The sequence below is a fragment of the Archangium minus genome, from assembly GCF_044360475.1.
Classification (GTDB): Bacteria; Myxococcota; Myxococcia; order Myxococcales; family Myxococcaceae; genus Archangium; species Archangium minus.
In genome coordinates, this window is record NZ_CP043494.1 from 2,945,338 (window position 1) to 2,966,970 (window position 21,633).

The window sequence follows — 21,633 nt, forward strand, 5'->3', positions numbered from 1 at the left end:
TACCGTGGAGGTGTTTGGAATTACTTCAGCGAATCCAGATAGGGCCGGTGGCTGTTCGTGAACTCGTAGTTCGCGAAGGCATCCCAGTTCACCGACCAGGACATCAGTCCCCGGAGGCCCTTGTTGTTCGCGACATTGCTGCGCACGGTGTAGGAGCCGATCGGAGTTCCCTTCACCAGGGCATCCACCGCCTTCTGCACTTCCGCGGGAGGCGTATAACCACCGCCAGCGTTGACATTGGCCGGAAGGCCGATGGCCACCTGATCCGGACGAAGCGCGGGGAAGAAGCTGTTCGGGTTCTTCCCGACAGGGAAACCGGTGAGCAGCATGTCGGTCATCGCGACGTGGAAGTCCGCGTTGCCCATGTTGTGGTACTGGTCGTCGAGCCCCGTGATCGGTCCGGAGTTGTAGTCCTGGACCTGCAGCCAGCTGAGGATGTCCCGGAGCGCGTGGATGACCGGCAGGTAGGCTCCGGCCCGGGTATCGCAACCCAGGCAGGTGCCGCCGTAGAACGAATACCCGAGCTGCACGAAGAACGTCTCCGGAGCCATCGTGAGCACGAACTTCGAGCCGAAGTGGTCGCGAATGGCGCGGATGGCGGAGATCAGGTTCTTGATGAGCGGGGTCGTCGGGTTCTTGAAGTCCGAATCACCGGCATTGAGCTGCAACGAATGGCCCTCGAAGTCGATGTCCATTCCGTCGAACCCGTACTTCTCGATGATGGAGATCATCGAGTTCACGAACGCGGTCCTGGCCGCCTCGGTCTCCAACCGGACCTGGCCGTTGGCGCCGCCAATGGAGATGAGCACCTTCTTGCCCTGGCTCTTGAGGTAGGCGACGTCCGCCTTGAAGTCGGCCTCGGTGGAGTTGTAGGGCGTGAAGCCAATCGTGCCTCCCGTCGCGCCGTTCGTCGGCTCGGCGAAGGAGACGTTGATCACATCCCACTTCGGGGAGACATTGCGCAGCCGGATGAAGCCGGAGCCGTTGTCGAAGTTGTGCCAGTAACCGATGAGGATCTTGCTGGGGATGTCGCCCGTGGACGTGGCGAGCGTCGTCGCGGAGGCGCTGACGCTGGAGGCGGAGCGGTTGCCAGCGGCATCGCGGGCCTTCACGGTGAAGGTATAGGTGGTGCTGGGCGACAGGCCGGAGACGGTGGCGCTGGTGCCCGTGGTGGTGGCCGCCAGGGTCGAGCCGGAGAAGACCTCATAGCCAGTGACGCCGACGTTGTCGTTGGAGGCACTCCAGGTGAGGGAGACGCTGTTGCTGGTGGTGCCCGTGGCGCGCAGGCTCGTCGGAGCGGTGGGCGCCTGGGTGTCGGCGATCTGCGGGTCGGTGGTGACGCTGAAGGCGGAGCTGGCGGCGGAGCGATTGCCAGCGGCGTCGCGGGCCTTCACGGTGAACGTATAGGTGGTGTTGGGGGAGAGGCCAGAGACGGTGGCGCTGGTGCCCGTGGTGCTGGCCGCCAGGGTCGAGCCGGAGAAGACCTCGTAGCCGGTGACACCGATGTTGTCGGTGGAAGCGTTCCAGGAGAGGGAGACGCTGGTGGAGGATTTGGAAGTGGAGGTCAGGCCCGAGGGAGCCGAGGGGGCCTGGGTGTCAGAGCTGCCAGTCTTCTCGAGCCAGAGGGCGGCGACGTAGGGGGGCTCCCAGCCGGGGAGCGACTGGTGGGCCTGACGGCACTCGTAGCCCTTGCCCGCGTAGGTGACGGTGTCGGCGACGGCGTAGTGGGTGTAGGCCGCCCAGGCGCCGCGGTCAGCGGCGGAGGCCAGGGCGGGAAGCAGGCTCAGCACCAGCGCGGCAATGACCGTCAGTGCGAATGCCTGTTCCCCCATGCGTCGGGTCAGCAGTTGCAAACGATGGATGAGCATTCTGGCTCTCCTTTGATGAGCGGCGCCCTCGGGCCCGAAGACTGGCGAAGGGGTCGTCACATGGAGAGGCGGACCGTTTTTTTCGGGTCATCAGACATTTCCGGCTTGGTGATGAGCAATCCTGGCGGTGCGTGTACTGCGTCACCCAATGTTGAGCTGTGTACGAGTCTTCAGCCTCATTGACCTGGAATGCATAGGTTGAGTGGGTGCCCGTTCGGTCCAAGACTCGCGCCACGGCGCGTCATTCCGTTTCACGTCGCTCTCGTCGCAAGCCCCAGATCGTGGTTCAGCATGACTTGACCGCGCCGGAACCCGGTCCTCCGCTGGTGCCCGAGCTCATTCCCACCCGTGGGGAGCGCAAGCATCAGGGGCGGATTCTGCGCGAGAAGACGCCTCGAGCGGCGCACGCCCAGTGGGTGCCCCCGGCAGATCGCCCGGACCCCATCGCGCTGCTGGAGGCCTCCAACAGCGGCCGGCTTCCCTCGCTCGTTCCCATCCGCCACGCGCGCATGCTGGAGGATCCGTTTTCCTTCCTCCGCGGCTCGGCCATCGTCATGGCGAACGACCTGGCGCACACCCCCTATACGGGCATCAAGGTGCAGGCCTGTGGGGATGCGCACCTGAGCAACTTCGGCATGTACGCCACTCCCGAGCGCAACCTCGTCTTCGACGTCAACGACTTCGACGAGACGCTCCCCGCTCCTTGGGAGTGGGACCTCAAGCGGCTGGTGGCGAGTGTCTGGGTGGCAGGTCGTTGCAACGGCACGACGGAGGCCTGGTGCGAGGAGGCGGTGGCGGCCTGTGTGCGCAGCTACCGCCGCTGGATGATCAGGATGTCGCGCTGGTCCTTCCTCGACGTCTGGTACTCGTGCGTGGACGCCCAGGAGGTGCTGGAGGCGATCGGCCGTGAGGCGCGGGAGAGTACGGAGAGGACGCTCGCTCAGGCGCGCCGGCGGACCCAGTTGGCCACCCTGCCCAAGCTCACCGAGCTGCGCCAGGGCCGTCGCTGCATCATCCACGCCCCGCCCCTCGTGGTGCGCTCCCCTCGTGAGCACGCAGAGCTGCTGGCCGAGGTGCTCCAAGTCATGACTGGCGGCTACCTGTCCTCGCTGCAGGGGGACCGCGGCACGTTGGTGCGGCGCTACCAGACGGTGGACGTGGCGCGTAAGGTCGTGGGCGTGGGGAGCGTGGGGACGCGTTGCTACATCGCGCTGTTGCTCGGTGCGCACGAGGAGGACCCGCTGTTCCTCCAGGTGAAGGAGGCGGGGCCGTCCGTGCTGGAGCCCTTCGCAGGCAAGAGCACCTACCCCCATGCTGGGCAGCGAGTCGTGGAGGGGCAGCGGTTGATGCAGGCCGCCAGCGACATCTTCCTCGGGTGGTGCCAGGTGGGCGGACGCGACTTCTACGTGCGCCAGCTGCGCGACATGAAGGGCAGTATCGACGTGGAGCGCCTGTCACCCCGCGGGCTCCGCGAGTACGCCTCACTCTGTGGTCAGACGCTGGCCCGGGCCCATGCGCGTGGGGGAGACGCGGCCATGCTGCGCGGTTACCTCGGCCGGAGCAGGGCGTTTGACCAGGCCCTGTGCCGCTTCGCGCGCGCCTATGCGGACCAGACCGAGCAGGACTTCGCCCTCTTCCAGAAGGCGGTGCGGAGTGGTCGGCTGCAGGCCCACGAGGAGTCCTGAGGGACTACCAGGAGACCTCCAGTTCGATGCTGAGGTCTCCTGTCTTCCGCGCTCGGACACTCACGAGCTTGATCCCCAGCTTCTGTGCGATCGCCCACGCTCCTCCCTCATGGTAGGCGAGCGGTAGGAAGGTGCGCTGGATGGTGATGGCGCCGCTGTTCGGCCCCGTCCAGGACACCGCAGGCTTCCCATAGGTCGTCACGACCCAGTAGAGCGTCTGCAGGGCGATCATGAACTGCTGGGGACTCGAGCCGGCCTGCTGCAGCGCCGTACGCCCGACGGCGGTCTCCATGTAGCTCTGCCCCGCCTTGAAGCCAATCTGTCGCAGGGCCTCCTCGAAGTTGTCGTTGTACCTGGGGCTCAGCGCGCGGGCTGCGGCGGAGAGCAACAACAGCAGGGAGCGGGTGGGATAGTTGAAGAACTCCGCAAAGGACTTCTCTCCGCTCGCCGCCAGGCAGCGCTGCACCATCGCCTCGTTCTGCCCAAGCTCCCGCACCACTCGCAGCATGGAGGTGAACAGAAATCCACGCGTGGTGTGTTGGGGTGTCGCCAGGCTCAGTCGGTGCTGGAGATCCTTTTCGGCGTCGTACACGATGTCGTTGCCCGGATTCGACTCAGTACCCATTCGCATTCCAGCGGCATCGAGTTCGGAGCGCGGTGCCGCATCCCCGGATACTACAACGGGATTGCGCCTGGCAGGCTTGCTCTTGGTGCGTCCAACCCAAGGATGTAGGCCAGGCGAGCGGGAAAGCACCCGGCGGAGCCTCATGGAACCAGGCAACTGGCGCTACTGTCAGGGGCCTTGATGCCTCTGGATGCCTCTGCCCCGAAGCGCTGGTTCGACTCTCCCCGTGCCTGCTGGCCCGCCTTGTTGGCAGCCCTGATTCTCGGCCTTTCCACGTTGAGCATGGGATTCGCGCTGGATGATTACATCCACCTTCTCATTTTCGAGGGACAGTGGCCCTTGGGCTCACCCTTTGACCTCTTCCGCTTCGCCGGAGGCAGTCCCGAGGGCATGCGACGCATCGTGCAGGAGGGTCCCTATCCCTGGTGGACGCTGCCCGAGCTGAAGATTTCCTTCTGGCGCCCCCTGTCGAGCGCCCTCGCGGTCCTGGACCATCGTCTCTGGGGTCGTAACGCACTGGGCTATCACCTCCATTCACTGGCCTGGTACCTCGGCGTGGTGGCCCTCTTGGGTGCACTGCTGAGGCGCTTGTTGCCCGGCTCGCTCGTGGCACTCGCGCTGCTGCTCTTCGCCGTAGACGAGGCGCACCTGCTCCCCGTGGGGTGGATCGCCAACCGCAACGCCCTGGTGTCCACCGTCCTTGCCCTGGGGGGGCTGTGGATGCACCTCGAGTGGCGCGAGGCCCGCAGGCCTTGGGCCCTGCCGCTCTCCGTGAGCGCGCTCGCCGCGAGCCTGACGGCGGGAGAGTCCGCCCTCGGTGTCTTCGCCTACCTGCTGGCCTATGAGCTGTTCGGCGCTCGGGGGACAACGGGTGAGCGGCTTCGGGCCATCGCTCCCGCGGCGGTGCTCGCGCTTGTCTACCTCGGGGTCTACAAGGCGCTCGGGTATGGCGCCTACGGCTCCAACATGTATTTGGATCCGGTAGGGGAGCCCGGTCGCTACCTGGTGGCCGCGCTCGGTCGGGTGCCGGCGCTCATCGGTGGGCTGCTGGGTGTGCCCGTGGACCTCTGGGGGTTGAGCGCGGACAGCCGGCCCGTGTTGGTGGGGCTGGGCCTGGGTGGGCTTGCGTTGCTCGTGTTCCTGTTGCGCTCCGCCTGGTCCGGGCTCTCCGAGGAGGAGCGTCGGCACTGCCGCTGGCTTGGCGCCGGTGCGTTGCTGTCCCTGCTGCCCGTGGCCTCCAGCATGCCCATGGGCCGGCTGCTGTTCGTGCCGAGCCTGGGCGCCTCGGTGCTCCTCGCCGTGGTGCTCCTCCATGCGTGGCGCTCGCGCAAGCAGGGCTGGCGCCCGCGGGGTGTTGTCGTCGCCGGCGCTGTGCTCGCGCTCATGAACCTCGTCCTCGCACCGCTGAGCTGGCCCGCGATGTCGATGATGATTCGTCAGCTTGGTGAGACCACCGCGCGGACGGCACAGGAGCTCAGGCGCGAGCTGGACCCGGCGCGGTTGCCCTCTCAGCGGGTGGTGATCCTCGATGCCCGTGACTTGGGCACGGTCCTGTACACCCCCGTCATGTGGGCCTTGCAGGGCCAGGAGCGCCCCCGCTCGTGGTGGATGCTCTCGCTGGTGCAGGAGTCCCCCATCGTCACCCGTACTGGGCCGGCCTCGCTCGCGCTGGAGATGCCCCGGGGAGGCCACTTCCTCACCAGTGATGCGGAGCAGAGCGTCCGGGGCCCGGAGTTCATGCTCGAAACGGGCGCGCAGGTGTCGCTGGAAGGAATGCGGGTGACGGTGCTGGCCGCGGATGCCCAGGGACCCACACGGCTGGGCTTCGACTTCGATACGCCACTCGAGGACCCCTCGCTCGTGTTCCTGCACTGGCGAGAGGGGGCGTTGCGCCAGCTTGTGCCTCCGCCGGAGGGGTCGCGGCTGGAGCTCTCGACCGTGAAGGGGGGATGTCCTGCGCAGCCACTGTGAGGAGGCTTCGCGGACAGAGGGCCGGGCCGAGGCGCTAGACCCCGGGCCCGACACCTCCTCCGCGTGAGACGGTTACTTCTGCGCCTCTACGAGGCCGCAGGCGATGCGGTCACCTGCATTGCCCGCGGGGTCGCTCTTGTAGTCGTCCGCGGTGGCGTGGACGACAATGGCCGCGCCGTCCTGGTCCTGTACGTCCTTCATCTTCAGGCCGTGGGCGAAGAAGTCGAACTGCACCTTGCCATCGGTGTTCACGTAGAGGTTGGGCAGGTCACCCTCGTGCTTGCCCTCGGCCGCGAGGACGCCGTGCTTCTTCTTGGCCGGGTTGAGGTGGCCACCGGCGGTGGTGAAGGCGGCGGCTCCGGCAGGGGCCTCGCACTTGCCGGTCTGGTGGATGTGGATGGCGTGCTCGCCGGGAGGAATGTTGGAGAGCGAGCCCTTCACCAGGACGCCGTGAGGCGTCTCGGTGAGTGTCACCGAGCCCAGGGACTGGCCCTTCGCGTCCTTCACATCGACATTGGCGGTAGCGCCAGCCGCAGCCTCGGGCTTCGTGGCGGCCTTCTCCTCCTTCTTGGCGGCGGCCTTCTCCTTGGCGGCGGGGGCCTTGCCCTGGGCGAACGCGGGGCCGGCGAGGCAGAGGGCGGTGGCGGTGAGCAGCGCGCGAATCTTCATGAACAGTGTCTCCTTCTCTGCGGGAATTCCCGATTCCGGACTTCCGGATCGAGAGAGAAGGTGGACACTAATGCGTCAGGCACATTCCTCAAGGCTGGAGAGCAGCCAGGGGGACAGGCACCACGCGTGAAGCGCCGTAGACAGGAGCCCAGCGCTGCTGCACGTCGGGGCTGTTGAGGAAGCGCACGATTGTCCGGTAGGCAACCAGCGGGCCGCCGAGCGCCTCTGCCCAGGCCAGGCCACGTGGGGAGAGGTTGGGCACGAGCGGACCGAGGTCAGCCGCGGAGCGCGTGACACGGGTGATGTCGAGGCCCTCATCGCGCACACGTTGGGGGACGAGCAGGGGCGCGAAGCGTGCGTGCCGGTGGTCATGCACGCAGCCTTCCTCTTCCAGGAGTGCAGCGGACAGGGGCAGCTCGCGCACGTTGAAGAGGAGCTTCACCGCGCCGCGGTGGGGATCCCACGGTCCGCGCAGGCGGTGATCTCCGCGGGGGATGAGGCGCCGGTCCAGGTAGCAGAAGGCGCGGGCCTCGGAGGGCAGGGTGCCGCGGTGACGCGCTCCGGCGTAGCGGAAGAAGGGGCGCACGCACGAGGGCTCCACCGTGAAGGGAGGGCCTTCCTTCAAGGCACGCAGCTTGGGCAGCAGGGCCTCGGGGATGGAGTGAGCGCGAGCGAAGCGGTCGAGCTCCTCCACGGGGGTGCGAGCGAAGTCCTGGATTCGTTCGAGGAGCCGTCGTGGCTCGTCATCCACGAGCAACTCGTCGAAGCGCGTCTTCACGCCGGGCAGGCTCACGGGGACGAGCGTGTCGAGCGGCTCGCCCTCAGCGCGCCAGCGAGCATCCAGCGAAGCAGCCTCGGGAGAGGTCGGAGCGAGGCGCCATTCGGGGGCCTCGGGAGTGAACGGTGTCGACGCCAGCCCCTCTCCCTCTGGGAGAGGGACGGGGTGAGGGTATGAGGTAAACACGGGTTGAACCCGCGGATCCGGGGGTGACGTCCACACGGTGATGCACGTGCGGACCTGTGTGCCGGCGAAGGCACCTGGACCGAGGTCCACCACCTCGCGGAGCGACAGCATTCCCAGCAGCGCGGCACGCAGGGGCGCGTAGAGGAAGGCATCCAGGAGGCTGGTGGGGGTGATGAAGGCGAGCACGCCGAGGCGTGAGGAGAGCCGGTGCGCGGCGAGCAGGAGGAAGAAGGCGAAGTCGTCGCGCAGGCTGGTGCCCGGAGGGAGCGCGAGTGGCAGCAGGGCACGCAGTCGAGCGTAGGCGTCGCGATCCTTCAGGAGCGCGGAGGTGCCGTTATAGGGCGGGTTGCCGATCCACACCTCGCGATGACCCGAGGGAAGGCTCGAGAGGAGGGGCTCGAGCCCGCCGCGCAAGGCATCTCCCACGCGGATGTCCGCGCCGGAGAGGCGGACCTGACAGGCGCGGGCCACCTCGGGAGAGAGCTCCAGGCCGGCGAGGTGGGCGTCGGGCCGAGCCCGAGCCGCGGCGGCGAGGAAGGCACCGGCACCACAGGCGGGGTCCACCACCGCGAGCGGCCCGTTCCCAGCGTACGCCAGGGCGAGAGCCAGCGTCCGCTCCACCAGAGGCGCGGGGGTGTAGAAGGCACCCATCGCGCGCCGGTCGAGTCCGGGGAACTGGTGGACCAGCGCCTCCTCGTCGAGGAAGGGCGGAGCGGTGGGGGCACGCGGCATCCGACCGCCATACTACCCCGGGCGGCTTTCCTTGCCGGGCCGGGCCGTAGCAACATGGCCTCCAGAGTTCACATGTCGCCTCCACCGTCGAAACCGAAGGTTCCCACCAGGGGTGTGCCGCTGGGGGCAGATGACGATTCGCCCACGGTGGTCGAGCCGCGCAAGCTCGTGCTTCCGAAGCTCCCTTCTCGGTCGCGGGGTGACGACTTCGAGGATGTTCCCACCAACCCGGGGCGTCCGCCCTTCGCCAGGCCGGGCACGAGCCCCAAGCTGCCGGACCTCAACGGAGAGACCACGAGCCCGGGCAGCCCGGCCTTCACCGGTGTGGCCCCCGAGGTCCGTCAGAACCGTTGGCATGAGCGCTCCGCGGCGCCACGGGGCGTGTTGCCGGCCGAGGCCGTGTTGAAGAGCCTGGATGAGGCGCTTCAGAAGGCCGCGCGCTCGAAGGAACCCATGAAGGCCACTCGCGAGCAGCTCAAGGCGGACTTGCTGCCCCTGCTGCGCCAGGTGGTGGAGCAGATGGGGGGGGATGGGCTGGATGCTTACGTCACGCAGTTGCTGTCACCTCCGGGCCGGAAGGCGATGACACCCTTGGTGGACGACCTGTCCGCGGGCATGGAGCGGCTGAATACCGTCCCGGATATGCCCTCCCTGCTCACGGTGGCGCGAGAGCTCCAGGCTGTGGTGGCGCGGGCCCTGGGCGAGCCGGCGCCGCGAGCCATTTCGCTCGACCTGCAGGAGCGCGAGCTGGACGGCCGTGTGGACGTGGACATGCTGCTGTCCATCCGCTTCGCCTCGAACGCCGAGCTGTCCGAGCGACGGAGCCAGGCGGGGAAGACACTGGAGGACCTTCGGCAGCAGATGCGCGCGCTGTCGGGGATGCAGCCGGGTGGGTTGTTCTCCGGCTTCGCTCGGGTGAAGGTGGAGAAGCGTGTGATGGATGCCGAGGCCCGCCGTCGTGGCGGGAGCTGAGCCGGCTCCAGACTTTCGAACACAGGAGGCGCAGCGGAATGGAAGGCGTTCAGCGGCTGGTCGCACGTCGCGTGGAGAAGATGCTGGATGCGCTCGCCGCCCAGGTGGCGCGCGGACGGGCAGGGGAGGACGTTCCGACCTTCAACCTCACCCTGCACCTGGCGCAGGGGGTGAGGCTGTCGGGGGTGTTGCTGGACTACCTGCCGCGCGAGGCCATTCTCCTGGCCTCAGCGAAGGAGGGCCTGCTGTCGCGCAGCGAGGCGGTGACGTACGTGGAGTTCTCCTCCGTCATCGCGGTGACGGTCGAGCCCCCGGCGTTGCTCAACCAGGTGCCCTTCCTCGTGCGGCCCGCGCTCAACCGGGAGGACCTGCTGCGGCACGCGGAGAAGCTGGCCCATGGCCTCACCGAGCAGTTCTGGCCCGGGGAGCAGAAGCTCGGCGGCAAGCCTCTGAGCTTCGAGGTGGATTGGGTGGAGCTGGATACGGAGCCCGGACGGCGCGCCTTGGAGGACGCGATGAACGCGGTGGCGCACGCGCTGCGCCTCATCGGCCGGGAGCCTAACGGGCGGGACACCCTGAAGCGTATCTCCCGGGTGATGTTCGCCAAGGGCCGCAACACGGCGGCCTCGCTCGAGGGCGACACGGGGAGGATCTCTGTGGACCCCACCGCGCCCGTGCCGCCCGCGCAGGCGTTGCGCAAGGGGCTCGCCGCGGGCCTGTGAGCCCGCGGGGCCTCTCGTCAGGGGATGTTCTTGGCCGTGCCCGTGGCCTTCGGATCTTCCTTCGGAGGCTCGGGCGCGACGAGGGGCTTGGCGGGCACGGGCTTGGCGCCCGCGGCCACCTGCAACTCCACCATGCGCGACCAGAGAGAGGGCGCGCTGCCCACCAGCACGTTGTCCTCCACCGTCAGCTTCCGCTCGTTCTGGGCGCGGCGGTAGAGCCGCTCGGGGATGGAGGGCTGCTTCGGGTCCGAGTCGCTCACCGACACCTGCTCCTGGACGGTGATGGAGTCGGAGTTGAAGACGAGGGTGGACGTCAGCTCGAACTTGCGGCGCAGGCCGCTGGGCATCTCGAAGATCTGCTCGCGGGCGAGCGGGAACCAGCCAGCGCCCAGGCAGGCGCGCTCGGAGTCGGACACGGCTTCCGCGAAGAAGCGGCCATTGCGCAGCGGGAGGATGCGCGCGGCGCGCCGGCACACCTGAGGCTGCTCCTCCGTCGTGCACGCGTCGCCTTCGGCCACCAGCACGTCCGTGGAGCCCACGTGCTCGATGCGCAGCTGCACGTTCTCCGTCATGCCACGCAACGAGCCCAGACCTCGGACGGAGAACCCCTTCTTCGTCGTCTCCACCAGGGCCACGGGGCCGAGCCCCTCGCCGTTGTCGAAGCGCCGGGTGATGACCCACACCAGCCGCTCATTGGCCTGGGTGGTCACGGTGATGAGGTCCTTCTCGTCCAGCCGCTCCTTGGGAGGGAGAGGCTTGGGCTGGGGGCCCGCCTCGCGGCACTCGTCCGCCGAGGGTTCCTCCCAGGCCACGGGAGCGCCCGAGCAGTCCACGGGAGGACGGGGCGCCGCCCCGTGTTTCGCATCGAAGCCGTGCAGCAGCAGGCCGAACCACGTGTCCGGCGTGGGGAAGGAGCGCTCGCGCGGATTGACGGCGGCCTCGCACAGCTGGGGTCTCGGAACAGTGGCGCAGCCCACCAGCGGCGTGGTGAGAGCAAGGGCTGCGACCAGGAGTCTTCGTTTCATCGTTTCCTCGGGCCTCCCTGGGGGCCGTGGTACCTATGCCTCAGCGAACCGGATGTCCCAACCCCCCTCGGGGTCGAGCGAGATGCTCAGCTGCTTGGGGACCGAGCCAGCGGCCAGGCGCTCCAGCAGCTCACGAGAGACGGCGGGCATCAGCGAGCCCTGGAGGATGTGCTCCACGTTGCGCGCGCCCGTTTCGGCCTCAGTGCAGCGCTGGGCCAGCTCGTCGAGCAGCTCGGGGGCGAGCGTCGTCTCCACACCGTGGACGGAGCGCAGGCGCCCCACGAGCTTGCCGAGCTTCATCGCGACAATCTCCCGCATGATGTCGGGGCCCACGGGGGCGTAGGGGACGATGGTCATGCGCGCGAGCAGCGCCGGCTTGAAGTGCTTGCTGAGGCTGGGGCGCACCTTGGCGATCATCTCCTCGGCGGTGGGCGTGGCGCCCGACTCGTGCATCTTCATGAGGATGTCCGAGCCCAGGTTGCTGGTGAGGATGACGACGGTGTTGCGGAAGTCGACGGCGCGACCCTCGCTGTCGTTGAGCACGCCCTTGTCGAACACCTGGTAGAAGAGGTTCATCACCTCCAGGTCGGCCTTCTCACACTCGTCGAGCAGCACGACGGAGTAGGGGCGCTGGCGCACGGCCTCCGTGAGCAGACCGCCCTCGCCGTAGCCCACGTAGCCGGGCGGCGAGCCGATGAGGCGGCTGACGGTGTGCTTCTCCTGGAACTCGCTCATGTTGAACGTGGTCATGAAGCGCTCGCCGCCGTAGAGGACGTCGGCCAGCGCCAGCGCCGTCTCCGTCTTGCCCACGCCGCTGGGGCCCACGAAGAGCAGCACGCCGATGGGGGTCTCCGGGTTGCGGATGCCCGCCTGGGCGATGCGGATGATCTCCGCCACCTTGCGCAGGGCCGGCTCCTGGCCGCGCACGCGCTCGGTGAGTCGCGACTCCAGGCCCAGCACCGCCGTGAGCAGGTCGCTGCGCATCTTGCCCACGGGGATGCCCGTCCAGCTGGCCACCACGCGCGCCACGATGTCCGCGTCCACCTCCGCGTGCACCAGCGGCTCCTCGCCACGCACCTGGGCCAGCTTCGCCGAGGCCTCGTCCACCACGGCCTTCAGGGGCGCCTTGTCCGCGTCCGCCGGGGCGGAGAGCAGCGCCTTGCGCGCATCCATCAGCGCGCTCACCGCGGTGCGCTCCGTCTCCCACCGGGCTCGCAGGGAGGCCAGGTTGTCGTTCACGGCAGCGAGCTTCTGCTCCACTGCCTCCACCGTCGCGGCATCCACGGGGTGGCCCTCGGCGATGTCTCGCTTGCGCGCGTCGCGCTCACGCTCCAGGGCCGAGATTTCCTGCTCGAGCGCCACCATCTCGTCGGGTTTGGTGGACAGCTCGATCTTCACGCGCGCGGCCGCGGTGTCGAGCAGGTCCACGGCCTTGTCCGGGAGCTGGCGGCCGGAGATGTACCGGCTGGACAGCCGCACCGCGGCGGAGACGGCCTCGTCGCGGATGGTGACACCGTGAGCGGCCTCGTAGGTGGGCCGCAGGCCGCGCAGCATCAACTCGGCCTCTTCGACGCCCGGCTCGTCCACCTTGACGGGCTGGAAGCGCCGCTCGAGCGCGGCGTCCTTCTCGAAGTACTTCTTGTATTCGCCCCAGGTGGTGGCGGCGATGGTGCGCAGCTCGCCACGCGCGAGCGCCGGCTTGAGCAGGTTGGCTCCGTCACTGCCACCCGTCGCGCCGCCGGCGCCGATGAGCGTATGGGCCTCGTCGATGAAGAGGATGATGGGCGTGGGCGACGCCTTCACCTCGTTGATGACAGACTTGAGGCGGTTCTCGAACTCACCGCGCACGCCCGCGCCGGCCTGCAGCAGGCCGAGGTCGAGCCCCATCAGCTCCACATTCTTCAGCGCGTCGGGCACCTCGCCCTTCACGATGGCCCAGGCCAGCCCCTCGACGAGCGCCGTCTTGCCCACGCCCGGCTCACCCACGAGGATGGGGTTGTTCTTCCGGCGCCGCGAGAGGATGTCCACCATCTGGCGGATCTCCCGGTGGCGCCCGAAGATGGGGTCAATCTTCCCCTCGCGCACCCGGCCGGTGAAGGACGTGGCGAAGCGCTGGAGCGCCTCTCCGCCGGCCGCGCCACGAGCGGATGCCGCGGGCGTAGCGCCTCCCGCGACGGGCTCGGGGCCCATCTCCACATTCTCCGGCGAGGGTCGCAGCACCACGTCCAGCGAGGCCATCAGCTCGTCACGGGAGATGCTGTCCAGCTCGGGGAAGAGCTCGGCGGTGTAGCGGCTGCGTCGGGTGACGAACTGGGCGAAGAGCGCTCCGGAGCGCAGGCGCGTCGCGCCCTGCTCCACGGAGGCCATCAGCCAGGCGTCCTCGAACCACTGGAAGAGCGTCTCGGAGAAGACGGGCCGGCCGGCGTTGCCAGCGCGCAGTCCTTGGATGGCGCGCTCCATGCTGGCGGCCAGACGGAGGCGATCCACCTGGAAGTGCTGCAGCAGGCGGGCGACGTCCGAGTCCTCAGGCTCGAGCATCTGCGCGAGCATGTGCTCGGGCACGATTTCATAGAAGCGCCCGTTGCTGGCACGCGCGACCGCGGCCTCCAGGGTGCGGGTGGCCGTGGGCGTGAGGCGGCGGACGAGGGCTTTCGGTTCGACTCGGATGGCGGAACCCTCCAACAGGGGACGGCAGAAGATTTATCCGGGAGCGCCAGCGCCGTCGGTTGCCAGCGCTCCCGGGGTCGCGCTTCACACGACCGGAATGCTGAGGCGTATCTGCTTTCCCTTACCCAACCAGGTATCCCGCCCCAGCTGTGCCGACTGCGTGCTCGAGAGGTTGAACGTCTGGGTGACGCCTTCCGTCAACCCCAGCTCGAACTCGTACTCCAGAGGATCCTTCAGGAAGAGCCGCACCACCTCGCGCGCCATCACCAGCAGATCTCCCCCCGGGAGCATCCGCCGGTACACGGTGGTGGGCACGGGCTCGATGTGGATTTTAATCTTCCCCATCCGGTCGAACGCCTTGCCTCCCAGCACGGTATTCTTCCCGAGGATGTGGTTGTTGCGGCCGAGCTGCAGCCGGGCATCGATGTCCACCCAGCGGCCCACGAACTGCTCCACCCGGACCCGCGCGCCCTGCAACTCATCACCGAGCACGTCCTCCAGGGCGGCTTCCAGCTTATCGGCGGTGCGCGCGCGCGAGTTCAACAAGGGGACGATGCGCAGCAGCCGCCGCGTGGGCAGCTTGCTCGTACCGTTGCCCTCGTACGTGTCGAAGCCGGCGACTGCCAGCAGCCGGCGGGACCACTGGTCGGTGTTCCCGGAGTTGGACTCGCTGGTGACGCGGTACTTGGACTCGATGCGGTAGAGCAGCGACAGCAGCCGGTGATGGAAGAGGTCGAGGAACTCCCGGCGGACGGCATGGTCCGGGTCTTCCTGGGCGATCTCCTCCGCGATGTACATCGGCAGCGGGCTCACCGAGCCGGTAAGCCCGAGGAAGTGGGTGACGACCTCGAAGAGGGGACGCCGCGTGTACGGCTCCTCCGCGCGCACCGGCACTCGGCGCAGCTTCACCTCGCTGATGTCTCCCGAGGAGAAGCCCAGCGAGGGGTCGTGCCGAAAGCGGATCATCTCCTCGTTCACCGGGCCGACGCTGCCCACGCGCGCCGCCTCGGCCGTCAGCCGCTCGAGATAGGACACGAGCTGGAAGAAGCCCAGGTGGGGTGCCATCCCGGCCAGTTGGCGGGCGGCGTCTACAAGAGCTTCAGGAAACCGTTCCTCGGGAGCCATGCGAACTCCGTCTGCGAGGGCTGGAGCCGGATGGCCAGCTCGTTGAAGGAGTTAAGGGTGACGTGGGAGGCCAGCAGCTCATCGAGGATGCATCCGAAGAGGAAGGCATCCCCCACACCCATGAAGTTCGTCTCGTCGAGGTCCACCATCGTCCGATTGCCGCGCACGGGGGAGCCCTCGAGGAAGCGCGTGAGGGCCTTCGTGTCCACGTTGCGGATGGCGTTGATACGCAGGCGGCTGGCGCGGGCGGCCAGGTTGTCCGCGAGCGCCTGGAAGTTGTACAGGTCCAACAGGCGCCGCAGCGCCGCCGCATCCGCGATGGAGTGCTGGTTGATGGCCAGGTGCGAGAGCAGCCGCCAGTGCAGCTCGGAGCCCAGCGGCGCGCGGGCCGGACGGCTCACCGGGGTGATGTTCTTGAACTTGGCGTTGGTGGGCGAGGCCGGGGTGGACTGGGTGATGTCCCCCACCTGCAGCCGCGCGGGCAGCGAGCGGTTGGTGCAGGTGAGATCGATGGACAGCACCTCCTCAGCCCCGAGCGTGGGCGCTACGTCGCGCGGCGTCTCCAGGGTGAGGTACGTGTCGATGCCGTCATCCACGGGCGAGTGGATGCGTCGCAGCCGGTAGAAGGCCTGCTCGGCGCCCTCGCCCTGGGTGTGCTCGAACTCGTGGAAGGGCCGGTAGGTACGGCGATCGCTGCGGCCGGCGGTGAGCCCCGTCACCGAGTCCACGGAGTACACCTCTGCGTGCTGGGGTTGCAGCTCCGAGGCGCGCACGAGGTGCTCGCTGCCCAGGGCATGGTGGAAGAGCGGATCCGCCGGAGCCCGGAAGAGGTTGATGACAGGGGCGCAGTGCAGGCGGAACATCTCCCGGGTGATCCGCGCGTCCAGGGGTGGCGGGCGCTCCAGGTGGAAGGAGAGCTCAAAGCGCTCCTCGAGCGCGGATGCGGCCGTCTCCAGGCCGTGCACCTCGAAGAAGAGGAACTTCTCCGGCAGCGTGAAGTACTCCTGGAGCAGCCGGTAGCCGTCGAAAGCCCGGGGCCAGGGCAGCAGGCGGAAGTGCCTGTCGAAGCCCACGGGGCGGATGCAGCTGGGCTGGAGCACCACTTCGTTGCCGCTGGTGGAGCCGCGCACGCGCACCTGGCGGCAGTAGCGCAGCAGCCACAACAGGATGAGGGCGCTGGCGGACATCTCCCCGTGGATGAAGAGGCGCAGGCCGTGGGGCTTCTGCAGCTCCTCGCGTCCCTGCTCCGTCGTCTGGAAGAAGAGGCGCAGCACCGGCGAGGACACGGACGAGCGGTCCAGCACCGCGTCCTGCACGCTGAGCGGCAGCAGGTCCACGTCGTGGGTGGTGCGGAAGACGCAGCTGGTGCCGTCCAGCGGCGTCGAGGCCACCTCGGCACCCGCGGCGATGCGCGAGCGGCCACGCAGGGCGCGCATCTGCGGCGTGAACTCTACGATGGAGCACGCGGGCACCGGGCGCAGGTAGTGGGGCAGCAGCAGCTCCGTGAGCCCCTGCACCATCTCCGGGACGTCGTCGTCCACGCGCTCGCGGATGCGCGCGGTGAGGAAGGCGAAGCCCTCCAGCAGGCGCTCCACGTCCGGATCCGCGCCACGCTCAACCAGCAGGCCGGCGACGCTCGGGTTGGCCAGCCCGAAGGCCCGGCCCATCTCCCGGAGGTAGCTGAGCTCACTCAGGTAATACTTGCTGAACATCCTCGCCCTTTCACCAGAGGTCGACCCGCCCGCCGGGTTGCAACTCGGTATGGAAGCGGACGGTGCCGCGCGCGTCCTTGATGTTGAGCTGCGCGATGATGTCGAACCGCAGGGCGGTAGGGTCCTGCTCGTCGGGCACGTGCATGACGACGACGTTCTTCAGCCGCGGCTCGAACTCCTGGATGGCCGTGCGGATGGATTGCTGCATCCTCGGGATGGCCGCAGGGAACAGATGGATGATGTCGTTGAAGTCCATGATGCCGAAGGAAGGGGCGGCTGCGGCCTCTCCCTTACGGGTGTTGAGCAGGACCCGCAGGTGCTCGGCAATGGAAGCCACCGCATTGCCTCGGGGCGCGAGCGCGCCGTGGCTGCTGGAGGCCAGACGTGTCAGGAGTCCTCGTTCGGCCATGGCGTGCGGAGGCTGCTCCGGAGCGCCCGCGCTTCACGCGAGCGCTCCGAGAGCGGGACGGACTAGCGCTGGGCATCCCAGGTGTCGGTGTGCGTCACGCCACCGTTGGTGATGGTCCAGTCGATGGTGTGGAACACGAACGTGACCTCCTCCATCGCCGGCAGGTTGGTGCTGGCCGGGATGAAGCTGTCGGGCACGTGCTGCTTGATGCTGTTGATGCGGCCCTTCTTGATGGCGATCGTGTAGAACTGCTCGGTGGTGCCATCGCCCGTCGGGTTGGGGCGGAAGAACTTGAAGGTCGCGTCGATGACCTGGTTCTCACACAGCGCCTTCATGAGCAGCGGGGACGCCTTGTCGATGCGCTTGACGATGCGCATCGGGGGGTACTGACGGCGACCGGTCGCCAGGCCGGAACCGGACTCGCGCGCGGTGATGACCTCGTGCTCGAAGGACACGCACTCGATGGAGTCCTGGCGGCCCAGGCTCGTCTGGGTGCTCTCACCCTTGATGTCCGTGCCGTTCGCCTTCAGGTACAGGTGTACTGTCTCAGCCATAAAGCCACCTCGGTGTGTGCGCCGCGTACGGCGCGGAAGACCGGGCCCCTCAGGGCCCGGGGTTGATGGAGCCCGCGTTCAGCGGAACCACGGGTCACGGGTGCGACGGGCTCACTCCTTGTCCAGCTTGCCCACCAACGACAGGGTGAAGGACGCGCCCATGTACTTGAAGTGCGGACGCACCTGCAGGCTGCAACGATACCAGCCAGGCTGACCCTCCACATCCTCAACTGTCACGCGGGCGGCGCGCAGCGGGCGCCGCGAGCGAACGGCGGGCGCCGGGTCGTCCATGTCGGCGATGTACTGGCTCATCCACTGGTTGAGCTCGCGCTCCAGGTCCGAGCGCTCCTTCCAGCTGCCAATCTGCTCGCGCTGGAGCACCTTCACGTAGTGCGCCAGCCGCGTCATGATGAACATGTAGGGCAGCTGCGTACCGAGGCGGTAGTTGGTCTCCGCCGCCTTGCCCTCCGGCGTGCTGCCGAAGAACTTGGCCTTCTGCGCCGAGTTGGCCGAGAAGAAGGCCGCGTTGTCCGCGTCCTTGCGGAACACCAGGCCGATGAAGCCCTCCTCGCTCAGCTCGTACTCGCGACGCTCGGTGAGCATCACCTCGGTGGGGACCTTGGTCTGGATCTCCCCCATGGCCTCGTACTGGTGCAGCGGCAGCATCTCCACCGCGCCACCGGACTGCGGGCCGATGATGTTCGGGCTCCAGCGGAACTTGGCGAACGAGTCCGCCACGCGGGTGGCGAACGCCGTGGAGGCGTGGCCCCACAGGTAGCGGTCGTGGTGGCCGACGACGTCCTCGTTGAAGTTGAAGGCCTTCACGGGGATGGTCTTCTCACCGTAGGGCAGGCGCAGCAGGAAGCGCGGCATGCACAGGCCCACGTAGCGCGCGTCCTCGCTCTCGCGGAACGAGTGCCACCGGGCGTACTGCGGGCCCTCGAAGAGCGACTTGAGGTCCTTGAGGTTCGGCAGGTTGAGGAAGTTCTGCTCGCCGAACATCTCCGGGCTGGCGTTGGCGATGAAGGGCGCGTGCGCCATGGCCGCCACGGACGCGCACTTGCGCAGCAGGTCGATGTCCTGCGGGCCCGGGCCGAAGTCGTAGTTGCCCAGCAGCAGGCCGTAGGGCTTGCCACCGAACACGCCGTACTCGTTGGAGTACACCAGCCGGTACAGGCCGCTCTTCACCACCTCGGGGGAGTCCTCGAAGTCCTTGAGCAGGTCCTCCTTGGAGACGTTGAGCATCTCCACGCGGATGTTCTCGCGGAAGTCCACCCGGTCCACGAGGAACTTCAGCGAGCGCCACGAGGACTCCAGCTTCTGGACCTCCTGGTGGTGCATGATCTCGTTGACCTGGGCCGTCAGGCGCCGGTCGATCTCCGCGATCATCGCGTCGACGAGGGCCTTGTCCACGCGCTCCTCGGAGCGGTTGGGCGCCAACATCTCCGTGATGAAGGCCTCCACGCCCCGGCGGGCGACGTCATAGCCCTCGTCCTTGGGCTTGATCTTCGCCTCGGAGAGGATCTCGTCGAGCAGGGAGGGCGAAACGGCCGCCGCGGCGCCCGCGGAATTCTGGGTCTGGGTCTGGGTGCTCATGGGTCACGCTCTCGCTGCTGGACTACTTCTTGGAATCACCGTTGCCATCGGCCTTGAGGCCGAGCTCGTCGATGAGGCGCTTGCGACCCTCGTCGTCGGCGAGCATGGCCTGGAGCTTCTTGCGGAAGGCGGGGACGTTGCCCAGGGGCCCCTTGAGCGCGTGGAGCGCGCTGCGCAGCTCCAGCAGCTTCCGGAGCTCGGGCACCTGGTTGACAATGCTCTCAGGGGCGAAGTCCGCCAGGCTCTTGAACTGCAGAGACACCGGCAGGTTGGCGTTGTCCTCGTTGGACAGCTTGTCCGCGACGGAGATGTCCACCTTGAGGTTCTGCTGCGCCATCACCTCGGTGAAGTTCATCTTGTCGACGTTGATGGGAGCGCGGTCCTCCAACGGGCGGTCATCCTGCCGGCCGGTGAAGTCACCCATCATCAGCATCTTGAGGGGCAGCTCGACCTGCTCCTGCATGTTACCCGTGGCGGGCTTGTAGACGATGTTGACGCGCTCGGTTGGGGCGACGGAACTCTCTTTGCTCATCTGCTGCTATCTCCTCTTGAGTGAGGTGGGTGGTGCGTGGGCTCGTCGCTAGTTGAAGCTTGTCCGAGGATGCTGCCCGAGGGTCAAAGTTGAACGCGCAGGGCGGCAGCGGGGTCGAGCTGAGCAAGACGACGATAACGGATCCAGAAATCTCCTACTAGACCATCTGGTGAATCTTTTCCGGCGAGGGCACAGGTGAGGAATCCCTCGAGACAGGCAGCGGCAAGCGCGGGTTCCCAGGAGTCCAGAGCCTGCGCGGTGCACTCGGCATCGAGCGCTTCGTAGAGCGCGCGAGCCGTGGTGAGCTGTCCTGATTGGGCACACATACGTGCCAGGTGCAGCCGTGCGATGAAACGCGCGCGGGCCGTGGTGGCTGAGGCAAGGCGAGCCTGGAGCTGTGCGAGCGTTTCGCCCTCCGGAGCTGCATCTTGCGCGGGGGTTTCGAGCTCACGAGGAAGGGGCGCCGGGATAACGTTCCGGGGCGCGGCGGTGGGCTTCGCGAGGACCTCGCGTTGCAGCCATTCCTTGGTGGCCGCGTCCGCCATGGGCGAGCCATCTGCTGCCACCAACTCCACCACCGCGGGCATGCGCTTGAGCAGGCTGCTCAGCTCCAGCAGCAATGCCTCACGTGCGGGTGCATGGGTGGGGCCAAGTGATGCCAGGGCATGAGCGCTGAATCGCTGCAAATCCAGCGCAAAGCGATACTGCGTCATGGCGGACTCTGCTTCGTCGAGCAGCTCCGCCCAGCGGGAATGGTTTGTCAGGGTTTCCAGCTTGGTGCGCAGCGGGGTGGGCAGCGGCGGGAGGGAGGTCCTGCCATTGGCTCCAGTGGGAGGGAGCTGGGAGATGTGCAGCCACAGCCCGGTGCGCAGCAGCCTGTAGGCGAGTGGGTCGGCCGGATTGGCTCGGCGCAGCACCCCGGAGGCGGAGAGCAACGACGAGCCGATGTTGCGCAGGAAGTCCGCGGCGGCCTCCGCACTGGTGAGGTCACCGGTAGGCGCGGAGGGGAGCTGCGAGGCCAGGGCCGCCACCGTGGCGGGGGACGCGACAGGAGCCGGCGTGGGCGTCGCCGGAGCGGGGGCCGGGGCGGGTGGAGGCGCGGGCGTGGGTGGCGGCGTGACGGCGGGAGCGGGGGTAGTTCCCGCGGCGGCCGGGGTCTCCGCGGGAGCCTCCGGAGTGGGAGGGGCAGCGGGAGGGGCCACCTGAGCGGGAGTGGCCGTCGTGGGCGCCGCAGCCTGCTGGGGCATGGACGCGCGCAGCCGTTCGAGGCTCGTGAGAATCGGTCCGAGCGCCGGGCCCTGAGAGGCGAGGCGCGTGCGCGTCACCTCGGCGAGCTTCGACACGGCGGAGGTCAGGGCCTCCACCACCGCGGGCGAGGTGCTCTCGGCCTGCACGGTGGGGAGCACGTGCTTCATACGCTCCACGTACCAGGACAGCGCGAGCCCGCGGCTGCGCAGGCGCGAGGCCTCTGGGAAGAGCCCCTGCCAGTAGCGCTCGGTGAGCTCCGCCAGCAGCGTCGTCCCGGTGATGGCTCCGGGCAGGCCCTCCGTCATGTACAGCCCGAAGGCGAAGTAGGAGGCGAGCCACAGGTCCTTGGTGGTTGTCTGTAGCAGCTCCCCGGCGTCGCGGACGACCTCGTCCCAGCGCACGGCATCACCCGTGGGGGACTCGAGCTTGGCCACCTCCGCGAAGATGTTGTCGTAGGTGGGGTGGTGCTTGGACGAGGCTCCGCAAGGGGCTTCGGCGGAGATGGGCTCGAGCCACGTGTTGGCGCGCTCGCGGAAGATGTCGTTGGAGGGCGTCAT

At 68.0% G+C, this 21,633-nt stretch carries 17 protein-coding genes; 4 read left to right on the forward strand and 13 right to left on the reverse strand.

The window, feature by feature from the left end; translation table 11 throughout:
- Positions 1-20 precede the first annotated feature (20 nt).
- The gene (locus tag F0U60_RS12125) at positions 21-1,832 is read right to left on the reverse strand and encodes a fibronectin type III domain-containing protein (protein ID WP_395825203.1); all 1,812 of its coding nucleotides are present in this window, start codon (positions 1,830-1,832) and stop codon (positions 21-23) included.
- 332 nt (positions 1,833-2,164) lie between these two features.
- Between F0U60_RS12125 and F0U60_RS12130 the strand changes: the two genes are divergently transcribed.
- Positions 2,165-3,553 carry a DUF2252 domain-containing protein gene (locus F0U60_RS12130; protein WP_395818297.1) on the forward strand — a complete coding sequence of 463 codons (1,389 nt, stop codon included), beginning with the start codon at positions 2,165-2,167 and terminating at the stop codon, positions 3,551-3,553.
- A gap of 4 nt (positions 3,554-3,557) precedes the next feature.
- Here the strand turns inward: F0U60_RS12130 and F0U60_RS12135 are convergent, their stop codons facing one another.
- Positions 3,558-4,178 carry a TIGR02265 family protein gene (locus F0U60_RS12135; RefSeq protein ID WP_395818300.1) on the reverse strand — a complete coding sequence of 207 codons (621 nt, stop codon included), beginning with the start codon at positions 4,176-4,178 and terminating at the stop codon, positions 3,558-3,560.
- Between the two features lie 282 nt (positions 4,179-4,460).
- On the opposite strand from F0U60_RS12135, the gene F0U60_RS12140 reads away from it, so the two are divergent.
- Complete coding sequence (locus F0U60_RS12140; RefSeq protein ID WP_395818303.1) at positions 4,461-6,149, forward strand: hypothetical protein; 1,689 nt, start codon at positions 4,461-4,463, stop codon at positions 6,147-6,149.
- Positions 6,150-6,221: 72 nt separating this feature from the next.
- Here the strand turns inward: F0U60_RS12140 and F0U60_RS12145 are convergent, their stop codons facing one another.
- Positions 6,222-6,818 (reverse strand): superoxide dismutase family protein, encoded by a 597-nt coding sequence (locus F0U60_RS12145; RefSeq protein WP_395818306.1) that lies wholly within the window; start codon positions 6,816-6,818, stop codon positions 6,222-6,224.
- Positions 6,819-6,906: 88 nt separating this feature from the next.
- Entirely contained in the window at positions 6,907-8,514 is a 1,608-nt protein-coding gene (locus F0U60_RS12150; protein WP_395818309.1) for an N-6 DNA methylase, read from the reverse strand.
- A 72-nt stretch (positions 8,515-8,586) separates the two neighbouring features.
- Between F0U60_RS12150 and F0U60_RS12155 the strand changes: the two genes are divergently transcribed.
- A complete protein-coding gene (locus tag F0U60_RS12155; protein ID WP_395818312.1) occupies positions 8,587-9,486 on the forward strand; it encodes a hypothetical protein in 900 nt (299 codons plus the stop codon).
- Positions 9,487-9,524: 38 nt separating this feature from the next.
- Complete coding sequence (locus F0U60_RS12160) at positions 9,525-10,208, forward strand: hypothetical protein (RefSeq protein ID WP_395818315.1); 684 nt, start codon at positions 9,525-9,527, stop codon at positions 10,206-10,208.
- 17 nt (positions 10,209-10,225) lie between these two features.
- Here F0U60_RS12160 and F0U60_RS12165 read toward each other — a convergent pair whose 3' ends face one another.
- The 9 genes from F0U60_RS12165 to F0U60_RS12205 all read right to left on the reverse strand — a co-directional run bounded on the left by F0U60_RS12165 (position 10,226) and on the right by F0U60_RS12205 (position 21,633).
- On the reverse strand, positions 10,226-11,233 hold the full coding sequence (locus F0U60_RS12165) for a hypothetical protein (protein WP_395818318.1): 1,008 nt from the start codon (positions 11,231-11,233) through the stop codon (positions 10,226-10,228).
- A 33-nt stretch (positions 11,234-11,266) separates the two neighbouring features.
- Positions 11,267-13,915, reverse strand: a complete 2,649-nt coding sequence (gene tssH / locus F0U60_RS12170) for a type VI secretion system ATPase TssH (protein WP_395818321.1) — start codon at positions 13,913-13,915, stop codon at positions 11,267-11,269.
- Positions 13,916-13,984: 69 nt separating this feature from the next.
- Positions 13,985-15,025 carry a type VI secretion system baseplate subunit TssG gene (gene tssG / locus F0U60_RS12175; RefSeq protein WP_395818324.1) on the reverse strand — a complete coding sequence of 347 codons (1,041 nt, stop codon included), beginning with the start codon at positions 15,023-15,025 and terminating at the stop codon, positions 13,985-13,987.
- Positions 14,989-16,737: a type VI secretion system baseplate subunit TssF gene (tssF, locus tag F0U60_RS12180; protein WP_395818327.1), complete on the reverse strand. Its 1,749-nt coding sequence runs from the start codon at positions 16,735-16,737 to the stop codon at positions 14,989-14,991. The genes tssG and tssF overlap by 37 nt, the downstream gene beginning before the upstream one ends.
- Before the next feature lie 10 nt (positions 16,738-16,747).
- Positions 16,748-17,146 carry a type VI secretion system baseplate subunit TssE gene (gene tssE / locus F0U60_RS12185; protein ID WP_395818330.1) on the reverse strand — a complete coding sequence of 133 codons (399 nt, stop codon included), beginning with the start codon at positions 17,144-17,146 and terminating at the stop codon, positions 16,748-16,750.
- Between the two features lie 62 nt (positions 17,147-17,208).
- Positions 17,209-17,700: a type VI secretion system tube protein TssD gene (gene tssD, locus F0U60_RS12190; protein WP_395818333.1), complete on the reverse strand. Its 492-nt coding sequence runs from the start codon at positions 17,698-17,700 to the stop codon at positions 17,209-17,211.
- A 111-nt stretch (positions 17,701-17,811) separates the two neighbouring features.
- Positions 17,812-19,296 carry a type VI secretion system contractile sheath large subunit gene (gene tssC, locus F0U60_RS12195; RefSeq protein WP_395818336.1) on the reverse strand — a complete coding sequence of 495 codons (1,485 nt, stop codon included), beginning with the start codon at positions 19,294-19,296 and terminating at the stop codon, positions 17,812-17,814.
- A gap of 22 nt (positions 19,297-19,318) precedes the next feature.
- Positions 19,319-19,828 carry a type VI secretion system contractile sheath small subunit gene (gene tssB / locus F0U60_RS12200; protein ID WP_395818339.1) on the reverse strand — a complete coding sequence of 170 codons (510 nt, stop codon included), beginning with the start codon at positions 19,826-19,828 and terminating at the stop codon, positions 19,319-19,321.
- Between the two features lie 83 nt (positions 19,829-19,911).
- Complete coding sequence (locus F0U60_RS12205; RefSeq protein ID WP_395818341.1) at positions 19,912-21,633, reverse strand: TssA family type VI secretion system protein; 1,722 nt, start codon at positions 21,631-21,633, stop codon at positions 19,912-19,914.